The sequence below is a fragment of the Streptomyces sp. B21-105 genome (assembly GCF_036898465.1).
GTDB lineage: Bacteria > Actinomycetota > Actinomycetes > Streptomycetales > Streptomycetaceae > Streptomyces.
The window spans coordinates 2,889,767-2,908,705 of record NZ_JARUMJ010000001.1 but is presented as its reverse complement, the minus strand read 5'-3'; the positions used below and the strand labels follow the sequence as shown (position 1 = coordinate 2,908,705).

Genomic DNA, 18,939 nt, shown 5'->3' with positions numbered 1-18,939 from the left:
CTGACTGACGGCTCGCTCCGCCGGCAGCGTCGGAGTGGTCACGGACACTGAGCCCAGGGTGTGTACCACCAACAGTTGGAGCTCGCTCCGGCCGCCGCGATCCTGGTCCTGCCGAGACCTGTGGACGGAGCGAATTCGAGTAGGGCCAGCAATGGGCGAGGGCTCCACGTCCTTCGGGCGCACGTACGCCTCCCTCACGCCTGGAGCCTCTCGGCCGAATGTCCCCGAGAAGTCCCAGCGGCCGCACCGGGCCCTCCGCCTTACGTAAAGTACCTGGTCAGGCGGGTCGGGGTGTGGTCGTCGCCAAGGTTGACCCAAAGTAGGCGTACAGCCCGACTCGTCTGCCGCCACCTGCGGCTTTGCCTCGAAATCATTGCCGCCGGGCCGGGGCGCGCTGCCGTGTGTGCCGGCCGGCGGTACAGCACGCTCCGCCCGCGCCCCGCGTCGACCAGGAACTGCTGTGCCGGCCTTCAGCCACCTGACCTGCACCCGCATGCAGCCACGGCTTCCCTGCGGCCTGCGTGCGCAGGTGCAGCAGCGCCAGCCGGGATGCTGGGAGGTGTCCGCATTGTGGGCGGTCGGCTGGCTTGTGTCGGACGCGGCGTGGGCGGGCTTGGCGATGGTTCACTCTCCGAACGTCAAGGCAAGGCCGATGAAGCCGAGGAACAGCCAGCCGGTCATCAAGACACCTCCCACGAGCCTGAAGAACCAGGGGCCGAACCGAGACGGTTTCGCTGATGCTGACGTGGGCGTAGTCCAGAGTCGGCATGGCAGCCGTACCCGTGACGAAGACCTCCGGCGCCACCTCGATCTCGAAGTCCAGGACAGGCACATCGCGCAGGCCGGAGGTGTTCGTCTCCAGGAAGGCATCGGGGAAAGCCCGCTCCAGCGCATCCCTGAACGTCTCCAGGCTCGCTTGCCATGCCGCTGGAGTGTCCTCGGGCGGTGCGAAGACGAAGTTTGAGGGCCGCCGCGCACGGGTGGCGACCGCAAGGTGTGTTCGACTGTCACAGAGGTCCTTCACTCTCAGGGCACGTACCGCGCGGACCCGGTGACGCCGTTCATGGCGATCATCGACTCTCAGTAGGCCGCGTTGTCCTTGCCGTTGGTCACGATCTCAAGCGCTGCCATGGCGTGGGTGGTTCTCCTTCGCCAGCACGGTGACCCCCGGCATCAGGGACTGCACGAATCGCGGTACAGCTCAGTCTCTGCTGTCACCTGGTCGACCCCCTGGTTCGTTCCGCGCCGTCAGGAACGACCGTCTGCGCGGACATGGATGGAGAGGCGTCGCCGGTCTGGAGCGGGGTGCCTTCGAACCGCTTTAATGCAGCCATGCTGACCAGCCTGCTGCCTGGCATGCGCAACCTTCGAGCCCCGCTGGCGGCGGGAAGCCTTTGGCTGATGGCTCTGTGGCTGGCCATCGGCAGAGAACTGCCGAAGCCCGACTCCGCTTCCGGCGTCTTGGCGGATCTCTACGACGCTGCCGACTGGGCCGGAAAACCAGCAGTGTTCGCGGCGCTCGCCTTCGCCGCGTACCTCCTTGGTGCAATCAGCACCGCCGGCGTCGCTCTGGCAATCGGCTTGCTGGCACCGCTGCTTGTGCCGGCGGTGGCATTCGACCCGCCGGACGGAAGAGGCAGACGAGTGGCGCGCTACGTGTGGCCTTGGTCGCACGCCTACTGGGCGACACGGCGCGGTACGCATCGGGACGACGGTTCTCACGTGCTCCTTCCCCCGCGCCCCAAACGCATCCCCACCGCCAGGGGGTTGGACACTCTGACCAGGACATTGATCCACCATGACCTCGATCCGCGCGTGACGCTCTTACCGCTGATCGACGATCTCCCGCTGGTCCCCGCACGGCTCATCGGAACCGATCAGGAGCTGTTCGGAGAGTTCGACCGCATCAGAGCCGAAGCCGAGTTCCGTGTGTCCATCGGCCCTCCCATGGTGCTGCTCACGAGCGTGTTGCTGCCGCACAGCGCGTGGTGGGGGCTCCTCGTCATTGTTCCCATATTGCTTTTCGCTCATGGGATGTGGCTGTACTGGGACTCCAATGATCTCCTGGCCGAAGCTCTGAGGGCCGGCCGTGTGATCTCACCGGTCGTAGGCAATTCCTTGTCACCCGAACACGGCAGCGGACCCGCAGTGGCACCGCTGACACCACCGGCTGCCTGAACGTCGCCGCTCTTTGGACGTGGCTTCTTTTGTTGGTTCCCGTGGCGGAGGCGCATGGACGCTGCGGGTCCAAGACCTGCCTGGGCAGATCCGCGGCGTTCACGACCATGGATCACCAACGCGCAGCCGATGGCCGGGCGAACGCACCCTAACCGCCCACGACCCACCGTGCCCCCGCGACCGTGCTCAGCAGCAAGGCCGGGAGTAGCCACCACCACGGCAGGGCTCTGCGCGCCGACGGCGACAGCCACAGGGCCGCCGCGGTTCCGCCTGCCGCGATGGTGAGGACGCAGGCCAGGACGATTCCGGCGTACGCGTCGTCGTCCCAGGGGCCGGACGGCGTGATGGTCAGCGCGGTCCAGCAGAAGTACGCGGCGATGAGGGTGAGCAGGGTGAGGGGGACGGCGAGGACCAGACGGAGGCAGCCGCGGTCGTCGTCCGCGGGGGAAGGGGTGGTCATCGGTGCAGTGCGTTCCTTGCGTCGTTCAGATCGTTCGCGAACCCGCGCCGGTAGGCCTGGGCGTCGTCGGTCTGCCAGTACGCTCCGCAGTTGTACCGCGCGGCAAGTCCATGATGCCGTCTCGAGGGCGACCGCTGACCACCAACGGAGCAGGCCCCGGCAGGACGGCAGTCCGGCGAGGGCCTGAACCAGAGGGGACGAGTCCCGGTGTCTGGTGTCTGGTGTCTGGTGTCCGGGTTCGGTGTCCGGTGTGTCAGGACAGGGGAACCGTGTCGGCGGATTCCCGTGCCCTGGTCCTTGCCGACAGGCGGCCGCGCACCACCGCGAAGAGCACCACGGCCGCCGCCACCGCCGTGGACAGGACCACCTGGTCGCGGCCGCCGCCGTCGGCCGTGTCGGTGAGCATGTAGCCGAGGACGAAGGTGATCAGGGCGATGGTCGCCCAGGTCAGGTAGGGGTAGAGCCACATCCGGACGACCAGTTTCTCCGGTGACTCCCGCTCGATGATCTTGCGCATCCGCAGCTGGGAGAAGCAGATCACCAGCCAGACGAACAGGGCGATCGCGCCGGAGGCGTTGAGCAGGAACTGGAAGACCGTGTCGGGCCAGAGGTAGTTGAAGGCGACGGCGACGAACCCGAAGACGACTGAGGCCAGGATGGCTGCGCGCGGCACACCGCGGCCCGTGGTCTGTCCGAAGGCGGCCGGGGCGTCGCTTCGGCGACCGAGCGAGAAGGCCATGCGCGAGGCGGTGTACAGGCCCGAGTTGAGGCAGGACAGCACCGACGTCAGCACGATGGTGTTCATGATCTGGGCGGCGTGCGGGATGCCGATGGAGCTGAGGGCGGCGACGTACGAGCCGTCCTTCAGGATCGCCGGGTCGTCCCAGCGCAGCAGCGACACCACGATGAGGATGGAGCCCAGGTAGAACACCGCGATCCGCCAGATCACGCTGTTGGTGGCCTTGGTGACGGCGGCCCGCGGGTCGGCGGTCTCGCCCGCGGCCAGGGTGACGATCTCGCTGCCCATGAAGGAGAAGACGACCATCAGGACGCCGGTGAGGATCGCGCCGGGGCCGTTGGGGAGGAAGCCGCCGTGCGCGGTGAGGTTGGAGAAGCCGCTCGCAGGGTGGTCGGAGCCGGGCAGCAGTCCGAAGATCGCCAGTCCGCCGAGCACGATGAACGCGGCGATGGCGACGACCTTGATGCCGGCGAACCAGAACTCGAACTCGCCGTAGGAGCCGACCGAGACCAGGTTGGTGGCGGTCAGGACGATCATGACGATCAGGGCCCAGCCCCACTGCGGCACCGCGGGGACCCAGCCGGCCAGGATCTTCGCCCCCGCCGTCGCCTCGACGGCGAGCACCACGACCCAGAAGAACCAGTACAGCCAGCCGATGGTGAAGCCCGCCCAGCGGCCCAGCGCGCGGTCCGCGTAGGCGGAGAACGAACCCGAGGTGGGGTTGGCCGCGGCCATCTCGCCGAGCATGCGCATCACGAGGACGACGAGGACGCCGACGAGCGCGTACGAGACGAGGATGCCGGGGCCGGCGGCGGCGATGCCGGAGCCGGAGCCGACGAACAGCCCGGCGCCGATGACACCGCCGATCGCGATCATCGACAGGTGGCGGTTCTTGAGTCCGGCCTGGAGGCCGCCGGAGCCACCGGAGCCACCGGAGCCACCGGGCTCGCCGGGCTCGGCGGAAGGGGTTTTGGGGACGGTTGTGGTCATCTCGACATCCATGGAGGGAGGACGGACAGGGAGGACGGACCAGGAGCGTCTGGAAATTAGTTCAGTACGATCGAAAAAAACAAGACTTGTTTAACTGTTCACCTTGCTCTATTTTTCGTGCAGCGCGGAACCGTCTCTTCCGGGAGCCTCTGTGGACCACACCGTGACCCCGCTCGCCAGGCCGTTAAGGTGGCGCCGTGGTGAATGCACCGGGCAAGTTCGGCCCCTACAGCGGCTGGGACACACGCGTCCTGGCCGGCCGGGGCCCCACAGGAGCGGAACTCGTCCGGTCCCGGATCGCCCTGCGGGTGCGGCTGCGGTCCGTCTTGCCGGGGGACCGGCTGCCGGACGCGGGGGTCCTCGCCGAGGAGCTCGGGATCAGTGAGATCACCGTGCGACGCGCGCTGGAGGTCATGTGCCAGGACGGCCTGCTCGACCGCCGTCGGGGCCGGGCAGGCGGGACCTTCGTCGCCGCCGACTGGGACGCGGTCGTCGCCGTGATGTACGACGCCGACGAGGCGGCCGCCCTGGACTCCTTCCATCTGCTGCTCGAGTGCGGGCTCGTCGCGCACACCGCGGGCGAGCTGCCCGACGGCCGGCTCGACGGGCTGCGGGCGCTGGTCGAGGAGATGGACCTGACCGACGACCCGGCCCGGCTGCTCGAACTGGAGACCCGCTTCCACCTCGACCTCGCGGAGGCCCTCGGCGGCGCCGGGATCAGGGAGTTCGCCGCCGACCTGCTCGGCAAGCAGTGCCTGCTGGGGCCCGCGCCGGACCCCGCGGTCGTACGGGCTCGCAACCGCTGCCACCTGGACCTGCTCGACGAACTCGGCCGCGGCGCGATGGACCCGGCGGTGCGAGCGGTGAAGGCACACCGGCACGCCGAACCGGACCGACCTCTCGGAGCCGAACCGAACCCGTCCCGCAGCGCCGAACCGAACTGAACCCGCAGAGCCGAACCGAACCGACCTCTCGGAAGGGAGTTGCCGTCATGACCGAGTCCGGATCCGCCGGATCGCCGAAGGCGTCGCGCCGCGCCGACGGCACGCCCCAGCGCCTGCGCGGCGGCGTCCTCGGCATGGCGGACATCGCCGCGGCCACGATGGCCAACGTCGGCCCGGCCATGAGCTTCTTCTTCGGCTTCGCCTTCCTCGCCACCACGGCGGGCGTGGCCTCCCCGCTGACCATCATGGCGGCGGGCGCGGCGGTCGCACTGTTCGGCAACACGCTGGCCGAGTTCTCCCGGGCGCACCCCTCGGCGGGCAGCTTCACCACCTTCGTCGGCAAGACCTTCGGGCCGGTCAGCGCGGTGACCACGGCGCTGCTCGCCGGAGTCGGCTACATCATCGCGATGGCCTCCGTCATCGCGATCTCCGGCGGGTTCATGCAGATCACCCTGCACCACTACACCGGCGTCGACCTGCCGTGGATCATCTGGACGGTGCTGCTGACCGGGCTGGCGGTGGTGCTGATGCTGCGCGGGATCGTGGTGTCCACCAAGTGGGCCGGATACTTCTTCGGCGTCGAGATGCTCGTGCTGGTCGTGGTCTCGGTCGCGGCACTCTTCGAGCACCGGGGCGACCTCTCCGTCGCTCCGTTCCTGCCCTCCCACCTCACCCACGGCGTCAGGGGTCTCGCGGCGGGTTTCCCGCTGGCGGTGTACCTGTTCATCGGCTGGGAGAACTCGGCGGCGCTGGCCGAGGAGACGGAGAACCCGCGGCGCAACGTCGGCCGCGCCGTGTTCTCCTCCGTCGCGATCATGACGGTGAGCTACATCCTCTTCTCCTACGCCACGGTCACCGGCTTCGGCTACGACGTGCAGCGGCTCGGAGACTCCCGGATCCCCTTCATCGACGTCGCCCAGCACACGCTGGGGGCGCTCGCCCTCCTCGCCTACGTCGGCGGCCTGACCTCCACGCTCGGCGTGCTGATCGCGGGCATCAACTCCCAGGCCAGGCTGGTCTTCAACGCCGGACGCGAGGGGCTGCTCCCGTCCTTCTTCGGCTATGTGCACCCCACGCGCCGTACGCCGAACAACGCGATCGTCACCTTCGCCGCGACCGCGCTGCTGATCATCGTCGGCTGGGGTCTGGGGCATGTGCTCGGAGCGGACGGCGGTCAGATGAACCCGGTGGTGTTCTTCGCCGAGTCGTCGAGCCTGGGCGCCATCCTGATCCTGCTGGTCTACCTCGCGTCCAACATCGCGCTGCCGCTGTACTACCGCAGGTACCGTCCGCAGGAGTTCCGGATCGTGCGGCACGTGGTGCTGCCCGCGGCCGGCGCCCTGGCCGTACTGGTCCCGCTGTACTACCTCGCCAAGCCGGGACAGCCCGCCCCGTACAGCTGGTTCCCGTACGCGGCTCTGGGCACCCTCGTCGCGGCCGTCTGCTACGCGACGCTCCTGGTCCGACGCGATCCGGGCCTTGCCGAACGGGTGGGCTCGGTCGTCGCCGACGCGGAGTGAGCGACGCGTCGACGGCCGCCCCTTCGTCCGGGCCGGTGGGGGGGTGAGGGCACCCCCCGTTCACGACACCGCCGCCTCCTTGTACTGGCCGAGGTAGTGGAACGCTCCGTCGGTGACCTCGTAGAGGAACATCGCGTCGTTGTTGTAGCCGTTCCCCTGGCTGTACTTGACGGTGCGGGTGATCCCGGTGTGCGTGACCTCGGGCAGCCGGTGGGCGATCGCGCCGCGCTCTCTCAGAGCCGTGCCGTCCTGCGCGCAGACCGCCGCCAGGAACATCACGGCGTCGTAGGCCTCGGCCGCGTACCAGCCGGGGGCGGCGCCGAACCGGGTGCGGTAGGCGGCGGCGAAGGCGCGGGCGGACGGGCGGACGGCGGGGTCGGTGAACGAGGTCGCGAAGACCCAGCCGGTCGCGGCGGCCCCTGCGGCGGTGAGGAATCCGGGGCCGAAGGCCTGTTCCGTCGCCATGCGGGCGCCGGTGAACCCGGCCGCTGTCAAGGCGGACGCCAGTCCCGCGGTCCGGGCCGCGTCGCCCGTGCACACGACCGCGTCCGCGCCCGCGGACAGCACCGACGCGGCCAGCGCCGTGTAGTCGAGTCTCCCGGCGGGGACGCTCGTCAGCATGGCCTCCCGGCCCGCTTTTCGTAGTGCCCGCCGCGCCAGGTCGCACAGCTCCCAGGCGGTGTCGCCCTGTGCGCGGTCGTCCACCAGGAACACCTTGCGGGCGTCGACGTGGTTGCTGAGGTAGCGGACGCAGGGGGCGGCGAGGAGCGTCCTCTCGACGTGCAGCGCCGCGTGGGAGCGGAACTGGTCGTAGCCGAACGACCTGCCGGTGAGACCGACGTCCACCGAGACGGTGACCACGGGCATCGTCGCCTTGGTGTACGCCGCCTCGGTGCTCAGGAAGCACGCGTCGCCGGTGGGCCCCAGCACCGCGAGGACGCCGGCGTCCTTCACCAGCCGCCCGGCCAGGCTCGCGGCCCGGGCCGGGTCGCCGCCGTCGTCGTACGGGACCAGCTTCAGGCGAAGGGGACGGACGCTCTGGGCGTTGACCTGCTCGACGGCCAGCCGGGCGCCGCCCAGCTGGGCGTTCCCGCTGTCCTTCGCGGGGCCGGTCAGGTCGCCCTGGAACGCGACGACCAGTTCGGGGCGCGCGCTCGCCCCGGACGTCGCCGGCGTCGGCGTACCGCTGCGGGTGCTCCACCACCAGGCTCCGCCGCCACCGGCCGCCAGGACCCCGGCCGTCGATCCGAGGCGCAGGAAACTGCGACGGCGGATGCCGGGTGCGACGGACGGTGCGGCCCGGACGGCTGTCATCGTCGCGGCGTCCGGGGACACCGTGCTCGCCGGCGCGGACACCTGGGTCGGCTCGACGGCGTCGAGGGCGAGCACGGCGGCGGACCGGTCGCTGATCAGGCGGGCGACCGGCTCGGGCAGCCACCCAGCCTTTCCGCCCGGGCCGGCGTCGACGCCCACCTCGAGTTCCGCTCGCAGGCGGGCGAGGTCGGGGCGGGCGGCCGGGTCCTTGTGCAGGCAGGATGTCAGCAGGGGCGCCAGGGCGTCCGGGAACGCGGCCGGGTCCGGCTCCTCGTAGACCGTGCGCAGCAGCACGCCCGCAGCCCCGCCGTCGCCGAAGGGCCGTACCCCGGTCGCGGCGAAAGCGAGCACGCACGCCAGCGAGAACACGTCGCTGGGCGGGCCGATCTCCCCGCCGCGCGCCCGTGCCTGCTCGGGTGAGAGGAAGCCGGGTGAGCCGACGATGACGCCGCTGGAGGTGAGCGCCGTGGCCTCCGGGGCGCGGGCGATGCCGAAGTCGATGAGCCGCGGCCCGTCCGGGGCCAGCAGCACGTTGCCCGGCTTCACGTCACGGTGTACGAGCCCCGCCGCGTGGACCGCTTCGAGGGCTTCGGCGAGCCGGATCCCCAGCACCCGCACGGAGGTGACGGACAGCGGTCCGAAGACCTCCACCGTCTCGGAGAGCGACGGGCCCGGCACGTACGAGGTCGCCAGCCACGGCGTCTCCGCGTCGGCGTCGGCATCCAGCAGCGGCACCACCCAGGGGCTGTGCACCTGCCGGGCGGCCTGCGCCTCGCGGCGGAACCGGGCCCGGAATCCCGGTTCCTCCGCGTACGCGGCACGCACCGTCTTGACCGCGGCGATCGCCCCGCCGGGCGCGCGGGCCAGGAAGACGACGCCCATGCCGCCGGCGCCCAGCCGCCGCAGCAGTCGGTAGCGGCCGAGCCGGGACGGGTCGCCGGTGCGCAGCGGCTCCATCAGACGGTGAGCGGCGCGGGGCCGTCGTACACGAAGCCGCCCTTCTCGACCCGCCAGAGAAAGCCGCCGGTGCCGTCGATGGCCATCAGGCCGGACCTGGCCAACTGGGGGGTGGTCAGATCGAAGGCGAACTGCTTGGTGATGCCCTGGTACTTCCCCGTCAGCACGGCTTCATGGAGGTTCTCGCGGGTGCGGCTCTTCGCCGGCAGCCCGGACAGGGCCTTCAGCAGCATTCCGGTCACGTCGTAGGCCTCCGCCGCGTACCGGGGCGGCGCCTCCTTGAAGCGCTCGCGGTAGGCGGCCGCGAACTTCGCCGCCTCGGGCTTGCGGGTCGCGTCGATGACCGGGGCCACCATCGCCCAGCCCTCGGTGTCCTGCTGGGCAGCGGTCAGGAACCGGGCGTCGAGCAGGGCCGGCCCGGACACCCGCGCACCCTGGAAGGACCGTTGCCGCAAGGCCGCGGCGATCAGTGCGCCCCGGTCGGGCAGTCCGGCGAAGAACACGGAGTCGGCGCCCGCGGAGAGCACCGAGTCCACCACGTTGCCGAAGTCGTCGCGCATCGCGCTGACCACCTCCGGCACGGCGGGCTGCCGTGCGTTGGTGAGCTGCGTGTTGAGGGAGGTGGCGAGGTCCGTCCCGTAGTTGCCGGCCGGACGGTCGACGACGAGGCCGACCTTGCGTGAACGACCGGTGCCGCGGAGGTAGTTGCTGATGTATATGGCGAGCACCGAGTCGGGCAGCCGACCGAGCAGGAACGAGCTGAAACCCTGGATGAGCAGGCTCATGCTGCCGGGGGACACGGCGACGGCAGGCAGCCCTCCGGCGGCGTACTTGCCGAGCGCCGCCTGCGCCGTGGCGTCGGTGGTCGGACCGACCACGGCGAGGACCGACGGGTCGGCCGCGAGTTCCCCGGCGAGCCGGGTCGAGGTCGCCGGGTCGCCCTTGTCGTCGACGGCCCTGACCTTCACGGTGAACGGGGAGTCGCCGCGCGCGTTGAACTCCGCGACGGCCAGCCGCAGTCCGCGCTCCTGCGCCCGGCCCGTCGCCTGCTGCGGGCCACTGAGGTCGCCGTGCAGCGCGAGGGTGTGCACGGGCCGCCGTGCGGCGGCGGGTGCGGCGCCCTTCGCGTCGTCGTCCCGGGTCGACGCCCACCAGGCCGTGCCGCCCGCGCCCGCCGCGACCGCCACGGCAGTGCCGGCGAGCAGCAGGAAGCGGCGTCGGCCGGCCGGGCGGGCGTCCTGCGACTCGGGCGCCGAGGCCGTCTTTTCGCCGGTGTCCTGGTCGGGGGGTGTGTCCTGCACGTCGGCAGCGGCGCCCGGCAGGCCTTCCGGCTCCGCGCCGGACCGTGCCGGGGAGGGCCGCTGTCCGGTGAGCTGGGTGTGCTCGATGTCCGGCAGGGCGAGCGCGGCCGCCGACCGCTCGGCGATCAGCCGGGTGACCGGCTCGGGCAGCCACCCGGACGCCCGTTCGTCCTGCGGCTCGCTCCGCTGTTCATCCTGCGGGCCACTCTGCGGCTCACTCTGCGCTCCTCCCCGCGGTGCGCCCTGTAGCGCGATCCGAGGGTCGCCCTGGGGTCGGTCCTGCGGGTCGCCGTCCGACTCGTCCCGCGGATTCGTCCCGCGGCTCGCCCTGGGGCCCGGCCTGCGGCTCGCTCTCGGCCGTCAACCGCCGCACCAGCTCCGCGGCGTCCGGACGCCGGGCCGGGTTCTTCTCCAGGGACGCTTCCACCACTTCGCGCAGCGCCGCCGGCATCCCGTCCAGGTCCGCCGGATCGTGCGCCGCCCGGTACAGCAGGGCGTCCACCGCTCCGCTGCCGAACGGCGCACGGCCGGTCGCCGCGAACGCCATGACGCAGCCGAGGGAGAACACGTCGCTCGCCGGGCCGATGGCATCGCCACCGGGTCCCGTGGCCTGCTCGGGCGAGAGATAGCCGGGGGTGCCGACCACCATGCCGGTCGCGGTGAGCGCCGTGTCCTCGGGGGCGCGGGCGATGCCGAAGTCGATGAGCCGGGGCCCGTCGTGGGCGATCAGGACATTGCCGGGCTTCAGGTCCCGGTGGACCAGTCCGGCCCGGTGCACCTCGCTCAGCGCCTCGGCCAGCCGGGCGCCGAGCAGCCGCACCCCGTGCTCCGGCAGCGGCCCGTATCCGGCCACCGCCTCGCCCAGCGAAGGACCCGGTACGAACGCCGTCGCCAGCCAGGGGGCCTCGGCGTCCGCGTCGGCGTCCACCAGCGGCACCGCCCAGGGGCTGTCGACCCGCCGGGCGACCTCGACCTCACGGCGGAACCGATCCTTGAAGCCCGGCTCCTCGGCGTACTCGGCGAGCAGCACCTTCAGCGCGACCAGCGCGCCGCCGGGCGTGCGCGCCAGGTACACCACGCCCATGCCGCCGGCGCCGAGCCGGCCGAGCAGACGGTGGTCCGCGATCCGCGCGGGGTCGGAAGAACGCAGCGGTTCCATCAGTTCTGCCCTCTCGTCCCACCGAGCTCGGACGCCACGCGCTCGAGCATTTTGTAGAGGGCGGGCGACACGTACTGCTGCAACTCGTCGTTCTTGTAGCCCTTGGCGCCCATCACCGACACCGCCACGGTCACCGTGCCCAGCCGGGCGACCTGCCAGCGGTACGTCTGCGCGACCGTCCCCGTGAGGTAGGAACCTGCCTCGATCACCTCGTCGTCGGCGTAGGTGTTGCCGCCCTGGCCGTAGGGGCTGGCGGTCGACATGAGCCCCGCTATCTGCTCGTCGGTGCGGACCTGCTGCACCGGGCAGCGCAACGGCTCTTCCAACGTGGTGGACAACAGTTGGTCGGCGTCGCGGACCGTGGCGTGCACGGTGACCGCCGAGGTGACCTTGATGGTGCCCTTACCGCCGACGCCCGGCAGTTCGCTGTAGCGGGACAGCGAGGCCAGGACGGATTTCGGCAGCGTTTGGCGCTGCCAGCGGCACTGTGCGTCGAGCACGGCGACTGTGCCGGGGGTGCTCGCGGCCGGCTGCTGGGCCCGGAAGTCCGCACCCCAGGCCTGCGGTTGAAGGGCGACCGCCTGTGCGAGGGCCTCGGCCTGACGCCCCGTCCGGGGCACTGCGGCGGGGTCCGCCTCGAACGGCGTCAGCGCGGCCGTGCCACCGCCTGTCGAGGAGGTGGACGCGGGGGGAGAGGGCGAGCCGACCGCGGTCGGCGCCGCGGACCCGGCGGACGCCGAGGGGCTCGGTTCGGCCGCCTTGTCGTCCCCGGCGCCGCAGCCGCCGAGCAACGCGGCCGCCGCGGCCGCCGACGCCGTGGCTCTCAGCCAAGTCGACCTTCGTCTACCCGTGTTGTCGTCCATGCCCGCCCCTCAACCCCTCCGCCTCAGCGCCCCCGCTTCGCGTGCGGTGATCGTACAGAGGCACGCGAGAAGCGGCCGGACGGTTCCGTCAACGGGGTTCGGCCTTCGGTCGGCTTGTCGACGACTTGCGTGCGGCCGTCGCTCCGGTCACGTCGGCCGGTGGTCGCCCGCGCATCCCAGGGACCGTTCCGCCACCCGCGCCAGGTGCCCCGCGAACACCGTCGGCGCGTCCGGGGTCAGGGTGCGCAGCGCGACCAGCGCCGTGATGATCACATCGCACAGCTCGCTCTGGACGTCGTCCCACCCGTGGGTCACGCCCTTGCGCGGGTTCTGTCCGGTCGCGCCGATGACCGCCTGGGCGACTTCGCCGACCTCCTCCGACAGCTTCAGCACACGCAGCAGCAGTCCCTCGAGACCGTCGTGCACGCGCCCGGCGTCCAGCCAGGCCTGGAGGGCGTCGACGGTGGCCCAGAGGTCGGCCGGGCCGGGCTGAGAGGGCGGGGACAAGGGCTCGGGCTCGGGCCGGGACTGGGGCATGGGCTGGGGCGGGTCGGCGGGCTCTCGTGGGGACGGGGGCCCGGGCAGGCCCCGGGGCAGCGGCTCGGTGCTCATGGGCGCAGCCTCTCAGGCCGAGGCCGAGGCCGGATCGCGGGCCGCCGTCGATTCACGGGCAGAGCCCGGCTGACGAGCTGCCGCCGTCGGCTCAAAAGCCGCCGCCGCCGATTCACCCACCCCGTGCGGTCACTCCTCGAACAGTGCCTGCTGCTCGCCCTCCTCCCGCTTGCGCAGCCGCTGGTTGCGCAGGCCCACGACCACCGCCGTGACCGCCGCCGTCACGCCGAGCGCGGCCGGGACCATCCAGTTGCGGTCGACGGTGTGCCCGAGGGCGTGGTCGAGGGAGAGTCGGCCCGGTCCCGCGACGGCGAGGCCCGCGGCGGCGAGGCCCAGGGAGGCGGCGTGCTCGTAGCCGCCGCTCGCCGCGAAGAAGCCGTTCGGCGTGTGCACGGCGGACGCGCCCGCCATCGCGCCCGCGGCCGCGGCGCCTGCCGCCGGGGTGGCGAGGCCCAGCGCCAGCAGCGTGCCGCCGCCGGCCTCCGCGAGGCCCGCCGCGGTGGCGCTCGCCTTGCCGGGCGCGTAGCCGACGGACTCCATGAACTGGCCGGTACCCTCCAGGCCGTGTCCGCCGAACCAGCCGAACAGCTTCTGCGCGCCGTGCGCCGCCAGCACTCCGCCGGTGCCCAGCCGGAGCAGCAGCAGGCCGAGATCACGTCGGTCGTAACAGGTCACGGTGACTCCCTGGAGGGGAAGCGGAAACAACGACAGGAACACCCCCACGCGTTTCCACCGTCGCACCTCTCACACCCGTACGGCCCGTCCTGGATGCCGTTCGGGTGGCGGGGCCCGGACGGCGGTGTGAGTCTGGCCCGTATGGCGATCCAGATCGACAGACTCAGCGACCCGGCGGTCAGGGCCTTCGTCGCCGCCGTCAACGCCCATGACGAGGAGGCCTTCCACCGCCTCCTCACGCCCGACGCGACCATGTCGGACGACGGCTCCGACCGCGACCTCGGTGAGTGGGTCGACCGGGAGATCTTCTCCTCCCACGGGCACCTGGACGTCACCAGGGAGTCGGACGGCGGCCGCGCCCTCGTCGCCGACTACCGCAACGACACCTGGGGCGAGATGCGCACCCGGTGGAGTTTCGTCGTCGCGGACGACGGCCGCATCTCCCGGTTCGAAACGGGTCAGGCGTAGGGGATAGGGGCAGGCGCGGGTATCGCACCGTGTCCCGGTGTGTTGACGGTGCGGCAGCCGTCCCATGGCGCCGGTGCGTACCTCGCGGTCCCGGCGAGGTCCACCCCCACCCGGAGCCCTGGGACGGCTGCCCTCCCCCCTCGGGATGGCTCTTCGGTCCTTCGGTGCGGAACTCTCATGCACCAAGTGTGAAGTTTCCGTGTGGAAGAGTTGAGCATAGGTCCACTACCGGCCGCAATGGTGCGGACCGAGGAATTCCGATTGTGCAGGTTGAGGAGTTGACGATCCGTGAGGCGGCGTCCGGCGCCCGCTCAGCTCCGACCGGTGCCGCTCAGCCCCGTCCCACATAGGGCATCGCCGTCGCCAGCACCGTGGCGAACTGCACGTTGGCCTCCAGCGGCAGCTCCGCCATGTGCCGCACCGTGCGGGCCACATCGGCGACGTCCATCACCGGCTCCGGCACGATCTCGCCGTTGGCCTGCAGCGCGCCCGTTCCCATCCGCGCCGTCATGTCCGTCGCCGCGTTGCCGATGTCGATCTGCCCGACGGCGATGCCGTACGCCCGGCCGTCCAGCGAGAGGGACTTGGTCAGGCCGGTGAGGGCGTGCTTGGTCGCCGTGTACGGCGCGGACAGCGGGCGCGGCGTGTGCGCCGAGACCGAGCCGTTGTTGATGATCCGGCCGCCCTGCGGACGCTGCTCCTTCATCTGCCGGTACGCCGCCTGCGCGCACAGGAACGCGCCGTTGAGGTTGGTGTCCACGACGTGCCGCCAGGCGTCGTAGGGCAGGTCCTCGAACGGCACACCGCCCGGACCGAACGTGCCCGCGTTGTTGAACAGCAGGTCCAGTCGCCCGAACCGCTCGCGCACGGCGGCGAAGAGGGCCGTCACGTCCTTCGGGCGTGAGACGTCCGTCCGCACCGTGAGACTCGTGCCCTGCGGCGTCAGCGCGGCCGTCTCCGCCAGGGCTTCGGCGCGCCGTCCCGCCAGCGCCACCGACCAGCCCGCACGCAGCAGTTCGCCGGCCACTGCCCGCCCGACCCCGGATCCCGCGCCGGTCACCACCGCGATCCTCGTGTTCTTCCCGTCCATGGCCCCGCAGCGTACGGGAGACGCCCGGGAGCCCCCCGGGGGACCGCCCCCGTCGACGGCTGCGCCCGGCATCGCGGGTGAGCACGGGAAAACGACCCGGCCCCGGCTCCCCCGTACGGAGGGAGTCGGGGCCGGGAGTCGGGGCCGGGGGCCGACGGAAGGACGGCTCAGCCGAAGGACGGCCTAACCGAAGGACCGCTCAGCCGAAGGCCTTGACCGTGTTCCAGTTGCTCGTCAGGACGACCTTGACGGCCGCGTTGGTGTTGGTGCGGGAGGGGTTGTAGATGCGGGTGTAGCCGTCGGAGGCGAGGCGCGCCCAGATGTCGGGGATGCCGTCCTTGCTGACGTCGGGGATGCCGATGGCGGTGGGCACGTTGGCCTCCGTCCAACTGGTGCCGTACGCCTCGTCCTTGCCGGTGCCGGAATCGGCGGCCACCTTGAGGGACGCCAGGTCGACGCTGCCGGCGACGGTGCCGGGCTTGCCATGGCGGAGGTACATGTTGCCGTTGTCGAGGTTGCGCCACAGCAGGTCGGGCGTGCTGTCGCCGCTGACGTCGGCGACGTTGACGATGTCGCGGCGGGCCCAGGCGTCGGAGTTCATGAGGGTGGCCGTGTGGAAGGTGGCGCCGGTGTAGCCGGAGAGCGTCCAGAACTGGGCGCCGGACCGCAGGACGAGGTCGGGCAGCTTGTCGCCGGTGATGTCGCCGACGGCCTTGATCTGGGTCCAGGTCGAGGGCGCGGGCGCGTTCGCGGGCAGGCGGATGTCGATGCGCTGGGTGACGTCGAAGCTGCCGTAGCCGTCGCCGGGGTAGAGCCAGAACTTGCCGTCGGGGGACACCGCGAACAGGTCGGTCGAGCCGTCGCCGGGGTAGGTGTCCTGGTAGTGGGCGATCAGGGCCGCCTTGCCGGTGGCCGGGTCGAACCAGTGGCCCTGCGGGTCCGGCTGCTTGTCGGCGCCGTAGGAGGCGGCGAGGCAGTTGTACAGGTCGCCGTTCTCACCACCGACGCAGGTGCGCAGGTTGCCCGCGGCGTCGACGATCAGCAGGTCGGGGACGTTGTCGCCGCCGGTGTCCATCGGGCCGTCGGCGTTGTCCCGCGGAGGCATGAAGAAGGTGTAGTCGGTGCGCTTGCTGGGGTTGCCGGTGGAGTCGTAGGCGTAGACCTGGAGGGTGTTGGGCCCGGCGTGGGCCGGGGCGAACGCGGGCAGGGTCGCCTTGCCGCCCGTGGCGGGCAGGTCGGCGGGGTTGTTGCCCTCGACGGACCAGCGGAACTTCGACGCGCCCTCGGAGGTGAAGGTGACGGCCCCGGTCGTGCCGAACTTGACCGACGCCCAGGTCTGCGCGTCGGGCGTGGCCTCGGGGAAGGTGTCGCTGTCCACGGTGGGCGGCGGCGGGCCGGAGCCGTCGACGGTGACGGTGCAGCGGTTGCCGCTGGTCGGGTAGTAGGCGGACACCGCGGTCGGGGAGTTGCTGTCCTCGGCGCGCACGTCCCAGTGGTAGACGCCCTTGTCGACGAGGGTGCTGGAGGCGATCGTCAGGCTGCCCTTGCCGCTGCTCAGGCTGGTGACGAGGGTGCCGGCCGGGGTGGCCGCGCCGTCCTTCCAGAACCGGAAGCGCAGGCCCTTGAGGTTTCCGTCCGGGTCGGTGGACTTCGCCGACAGGACCAGGTTGGTCTTGCCGACGGTGGCGCCGGCCGTGGTGGTGTTGCAGGTGCCGCCGGGGACGCTGGAGACGCTGGAGGGGGTGGCGGGCGGGCGGTTGTAGGCGACTTCGAGCGTGGCGCTGGTCGCCTGGAACTTGCGCCAGGTCTGGGTGTCGCTCTCGCTGGTGGCGCGCATGCCGAGGGTGAGGCTCGACGCGCCGCCGTCGGCGGCCTTCTGGGCGGCGGTCTTGACGTTGAACGCTTCGTATTCGTCGGGGCAGGAGCTGGAGGACCAGCCGTGTGCGAAGGACTTGCGCTGGATCTCGCTGGACCAGCTCGGCTGCTTGTTCCAGGTGGTGCCGGAGGAGATCGCGCCGGTCGTCCAGAGCTGGAACTCGCGGTCGGTGCAGGACCAGGAATGGTTGTTGAGCACCTTGAAGGTGGCGCTGGTGATGGCCGCGCCCTTGAGGCTGGCGTCGTACTTCATCCGCCAGAAGGAGCGGGCGGTGCCGCCGGTGTCGTTCTCGTGGCCCACGCGGGCGTCGGAGGTGCCGGAGGAGAAGTTGGTGCCGTTCCAGAAGCTGGTGTTGGGGTACGGCTTGTAGGCCACGGTCCACCCCGCCCAGCCGGTCTTGAGCGGCGGGTCGACGAACACCGGGTACTTCACGTCCGGGTCGGCGAACAGGCCGGTCTGTGCGGCGTGCAGGTCGAGGCGGGCGGCGCCGGTGCCGTCGCCGGCGAGCTGCATGGGCATCGGGGCGCTGTGCGCGCCGGGCTCGACGCCGCTCAGGCCGGACAGCTTCAGCACGTCGGCCGGCGTGGCGACCGAGGTGCGCGGCGTGCCCTGGCCCGCGTCGAGCTCGGGGTCGCGGCCGCTGGAGTCCCAGGCGAACGGGGTCGCGATGGAGCCGATCTCCTGGCCGGAGCCGTCCTGCACCGCGATGCGGCTGGCGCTCGCGTCGTGGCGGAAGACGGCCGTCTTCGAGCGCAGCCCGTAGGCCACGGTGGCCAGCGCCTTGCTCTGCGCGGCCTCCTTGTTCTTGACGATCAGGAGCTGGGCGAAGCCGCCCTCTTCCCGGGCGACCAGGAGCAGGTCGACGCCCGGCAGCACCTCGGAGTACAGGGCGCGGGGGCCGTCGAGCACCGGCTCGGGCAGCTGACCGGGCCAGGTGTAGGCGACGGTGTGCCCGGCGACGTCCACCTCGGCCAGCACCGTCGCCTGCGCCTGCGCCTGCGGGCCGTCGGCCAGCGGCGAGCGCGCGAAGGAGCGGTCGGCGCGGTCGGCGCCCTTGCCGGGGGTGCCGCTGGAGAAGCGGACCGGCTGGGCGGGGTTGACCGGCTGGACGCCCAGGCCGCGGGCGGCGTTCTGCACCCGCCGCAGCCGGTTGTCGATCGCCGCCCACGTGCCGTTCGCGGTCTTCGCCCGCGTCGCCGTGGCGGTGATCTTCATGCGCAGCTGGCCGTCCGGCTGCGCCCAGGTCTGGGAGATGGCGGTGGTGGCGGTGTCGACGAGGACCGGCTTGCGGGTGCGCCGGGCCTCGGCCTGGGCGGCGCTCTCGTCGCGCGGGCCGATGCCGGCCTGCCGGGCGTCGGACGCCTTTCGGGCATCAGGCGGTGAGGGATCGTCGGGGTGCCACCACGGCAACAGCGTGGCGGTGAGGGCGGCCAGTACGAGGCCGAGGGTGAGAGCCAGCCTGGTGCGCGTGCGCACGAAGGGGCTGAGGAAACGAGGCGGCGCGGACACGGCGGCGTCTACTCCCGTGTGGACCAGGCGGATAGGGACAGCACGAACAGCCCCGGTCGGCTGGCCGCGGGGCATGGGCGCGCACACCGTCACACGAACGGCGCAGCAAATCCATGTATGAGGAATTTATGAAGTTGTGATGATGGCATGGTGAGTGTTTGACCGGTACTTGACCGTGCACCCATTTGCGGCTTTCGATCACCGAAAGTGCGGTCATAGGTACGGGTAATCGCGATCTTGCCGACTTATCCCTTTAGGTGACGATCAGTCAACTCTCATCCCGT

Annotated in this window: 13 protein-coding genes and 1 pseudogene; 5 read left to right on the top strand and 9 right to left on the bottom strand. The window is 71.5% G+C overall.

Features of this window, described 5'->3' with window-relative positions; all coding sequences use genetic code 11:
- Positions 1–460: 460 nt before the first annotated feature.
- Together QA802_RS13090 and QA802_RS13085 are read left to right on the top strand one after the other, a co-directional pair.
- Complete coding sequence (locus QA802_RS13090; RefSeq protein ID WP_334521539.1) at positions 461–964, top strand: hypothetical protein; 504 nt, start codon at positions 461–463, stop codon at positions 962–964.
- 368 nt (positions 965–1,332) lie between these two features.
- Positions 1,333–2,178, top strand: coding sequence for a hypothetical protein (locus QA802_RS13085; RefSeq protein ID WP_334521536.1), 846 nt, complete (start codon positions 1,333–1,335; stop codon positions 2,176–2,178).
- A 148-nt stretch (positions 2,179–2,326) separates the two neighbouring features.
- Here QA802_RS13085 and QA802_RS13080 read toward each other — a convergent pair whose 3' ends face one another.
- Both QA802_RS13080 and QA802_RS13075 read right to left on the bottom strand, forming a co-directional pair.
- Positions 2,327–2,638, bottom strand: a complete 312-nt coding sequence (locus tag QA802_RS13080) for a hypothetical protein (protein WP_334521533.1) — start codon at positions 2,636–2,638, stop codon at positions 2,327–2,329.
- A 253-nt stretch (positions 2,639–2,891) separates the two neighbouring features.
- Complete coding sequence (locus QA802_RS13075; RefSeq protein WP_334521530.1) at positions 2,892–4,367, bottom strand: amino acid permease; 1,476 nt, start codon at positions 4,365–4,367, stop codon at positions 2,892–2,894.
- Between the two features lie 197 nt (positions 4,368–4,564).
- Between QA802_RS13075 and QA802_RS13070 the strand changes: the two genes are divergently transcribed.
- Together QA802_RS13070 and QA802_RS13065 are read left to right on the top strand one after the other, a co-directional pair.
- Positions 4,565–5,311: a FadR/GntR family transcriptional regulator gene (locus QA802_RS13070; protein ID WP_443042100.1), complete on the top strand. Its 747-nt coding sequence runs from the start codon at positions 4,565–4,567 to the stop codon at positions 5,309–5,311.
- A 47-nt stretch (positions 5,312–5,358) separates the two neighbouring features.
- Positions 5,359–6,831, top strand: coding sequence for an APC family permease (locus QA802_RS13065; protein WP_334521527.1), 1,473 nt, complete (start codon positions 5,359–5,361; stop codon positions 6,829–6,831).
- Between the two features lie 60 nt (positions 6,832–6,891).
- Here the strand turns inward: QA802_RS13065 and QA802_RS13060 are convergent, their stop codons facing one another.
- From QA802_RS13060 to QA802_RS13040, 5 genes and pseudogenes are all read right to left on the bottom strand, one after another.
- Positions 6,892–9,102 (bottom strand): bifunctional serine/threonine-protein kinase/ABC transporter substrate-binding protein, encoded by a 2,211-nt coding sequence (locus QA802_RS13060; RefSeq protein WP_334534578.1) that lies wholly within the window; start codon positions 9,100–9,102, stop codon positions 6,892–6,894.
- A gap of 2 nt (positions 9,103–9,104) precedes the next feature.
- A pseudogene (locus QA802_RS13055) lies at positions 9,105–11,514 on the bottom strand (serine/threonine-protein kinase); the annotation flags it as partial.
- A gap of 47 nt (positions 11,515–11,561) precedes the next feature.
- Complete coding sequence (locus QA802_RS13050) at positions 11,562–12,425, bottom strand: hypothetical protein (RefSeq protein ID WP_334521524.1); 864 nt, start codon at positions 12,423–12,425, stop codon at positions 11,562–11,564.
- 147 nt (positions 12,426–12,572) lie between these two features.
- Positions 12,573–12,962: a MazG-like family protein gene (locus tag QA802_RS13045; protein ID WP_334534577.1), complete on the bottom strand. Its 390-nt coding sequence runs from the start codon at positions 12,960–12,962 to the stop codon at positions 12,573–12,575.
- 204 nt (positions 12,963–13,166) lie between these two features.
- A complete protein-coding gene (locus tag QA802_RS13040; RefSeq protein WP_334521521.1) occupies positions 13,167–13,712 on the bottom strand; it encodes a DoxX family membrane protein in 546 nt (181 codons plus the stop codon).
- Between the two features lie 141 nt (positions 13,713–13,853).
- On the opposite strand from QA802_RS13040, the gene QA802_RS13035 reads away from it, so the two are divergent.
- A complete protein-coding gene (locus QA802_RS13035) occupies positions 13,854–14,180 on the top strand; it encodes a nuclear transport factor 2 family protein (protein ID WP_319169652.1) in 327 nt (108 codons plus the stop codon).
- A gap of 331 nt (positions 14,181–14,511) precedes the next feature.
- Here QA802_RS13035 and QA802_RS13030 read toward each other — a convergent pair whose 3' ends face one another.
- The gene (locus QA802_RS13030; RefSeq protein ID WP_334521518.1) at positions 14,512–15,270 is read right to left on the bottom strand and encodes an SDR family oxidoreductase; all 759 of its coding nucleotides are present in this window, start codon (positions 15,268–15,270) and stop codon (positions 14,512–14,514) included.
- Between the two features lie 199 nt (positions 15,271–15,469).
- Positions 15,470–18,655, bottom strand: coding sequence for a DNRLRE domain-containing protein (locus tag QA802_RS13025; protein ID WP_334521515.1), 3,186 nt, complete (start codon positions 18,653–18,655; stop codon positions 15,470–15,472).
- Between the last annotated feature and the right edge of the window lie 284 nt (positions 18,656–18,939).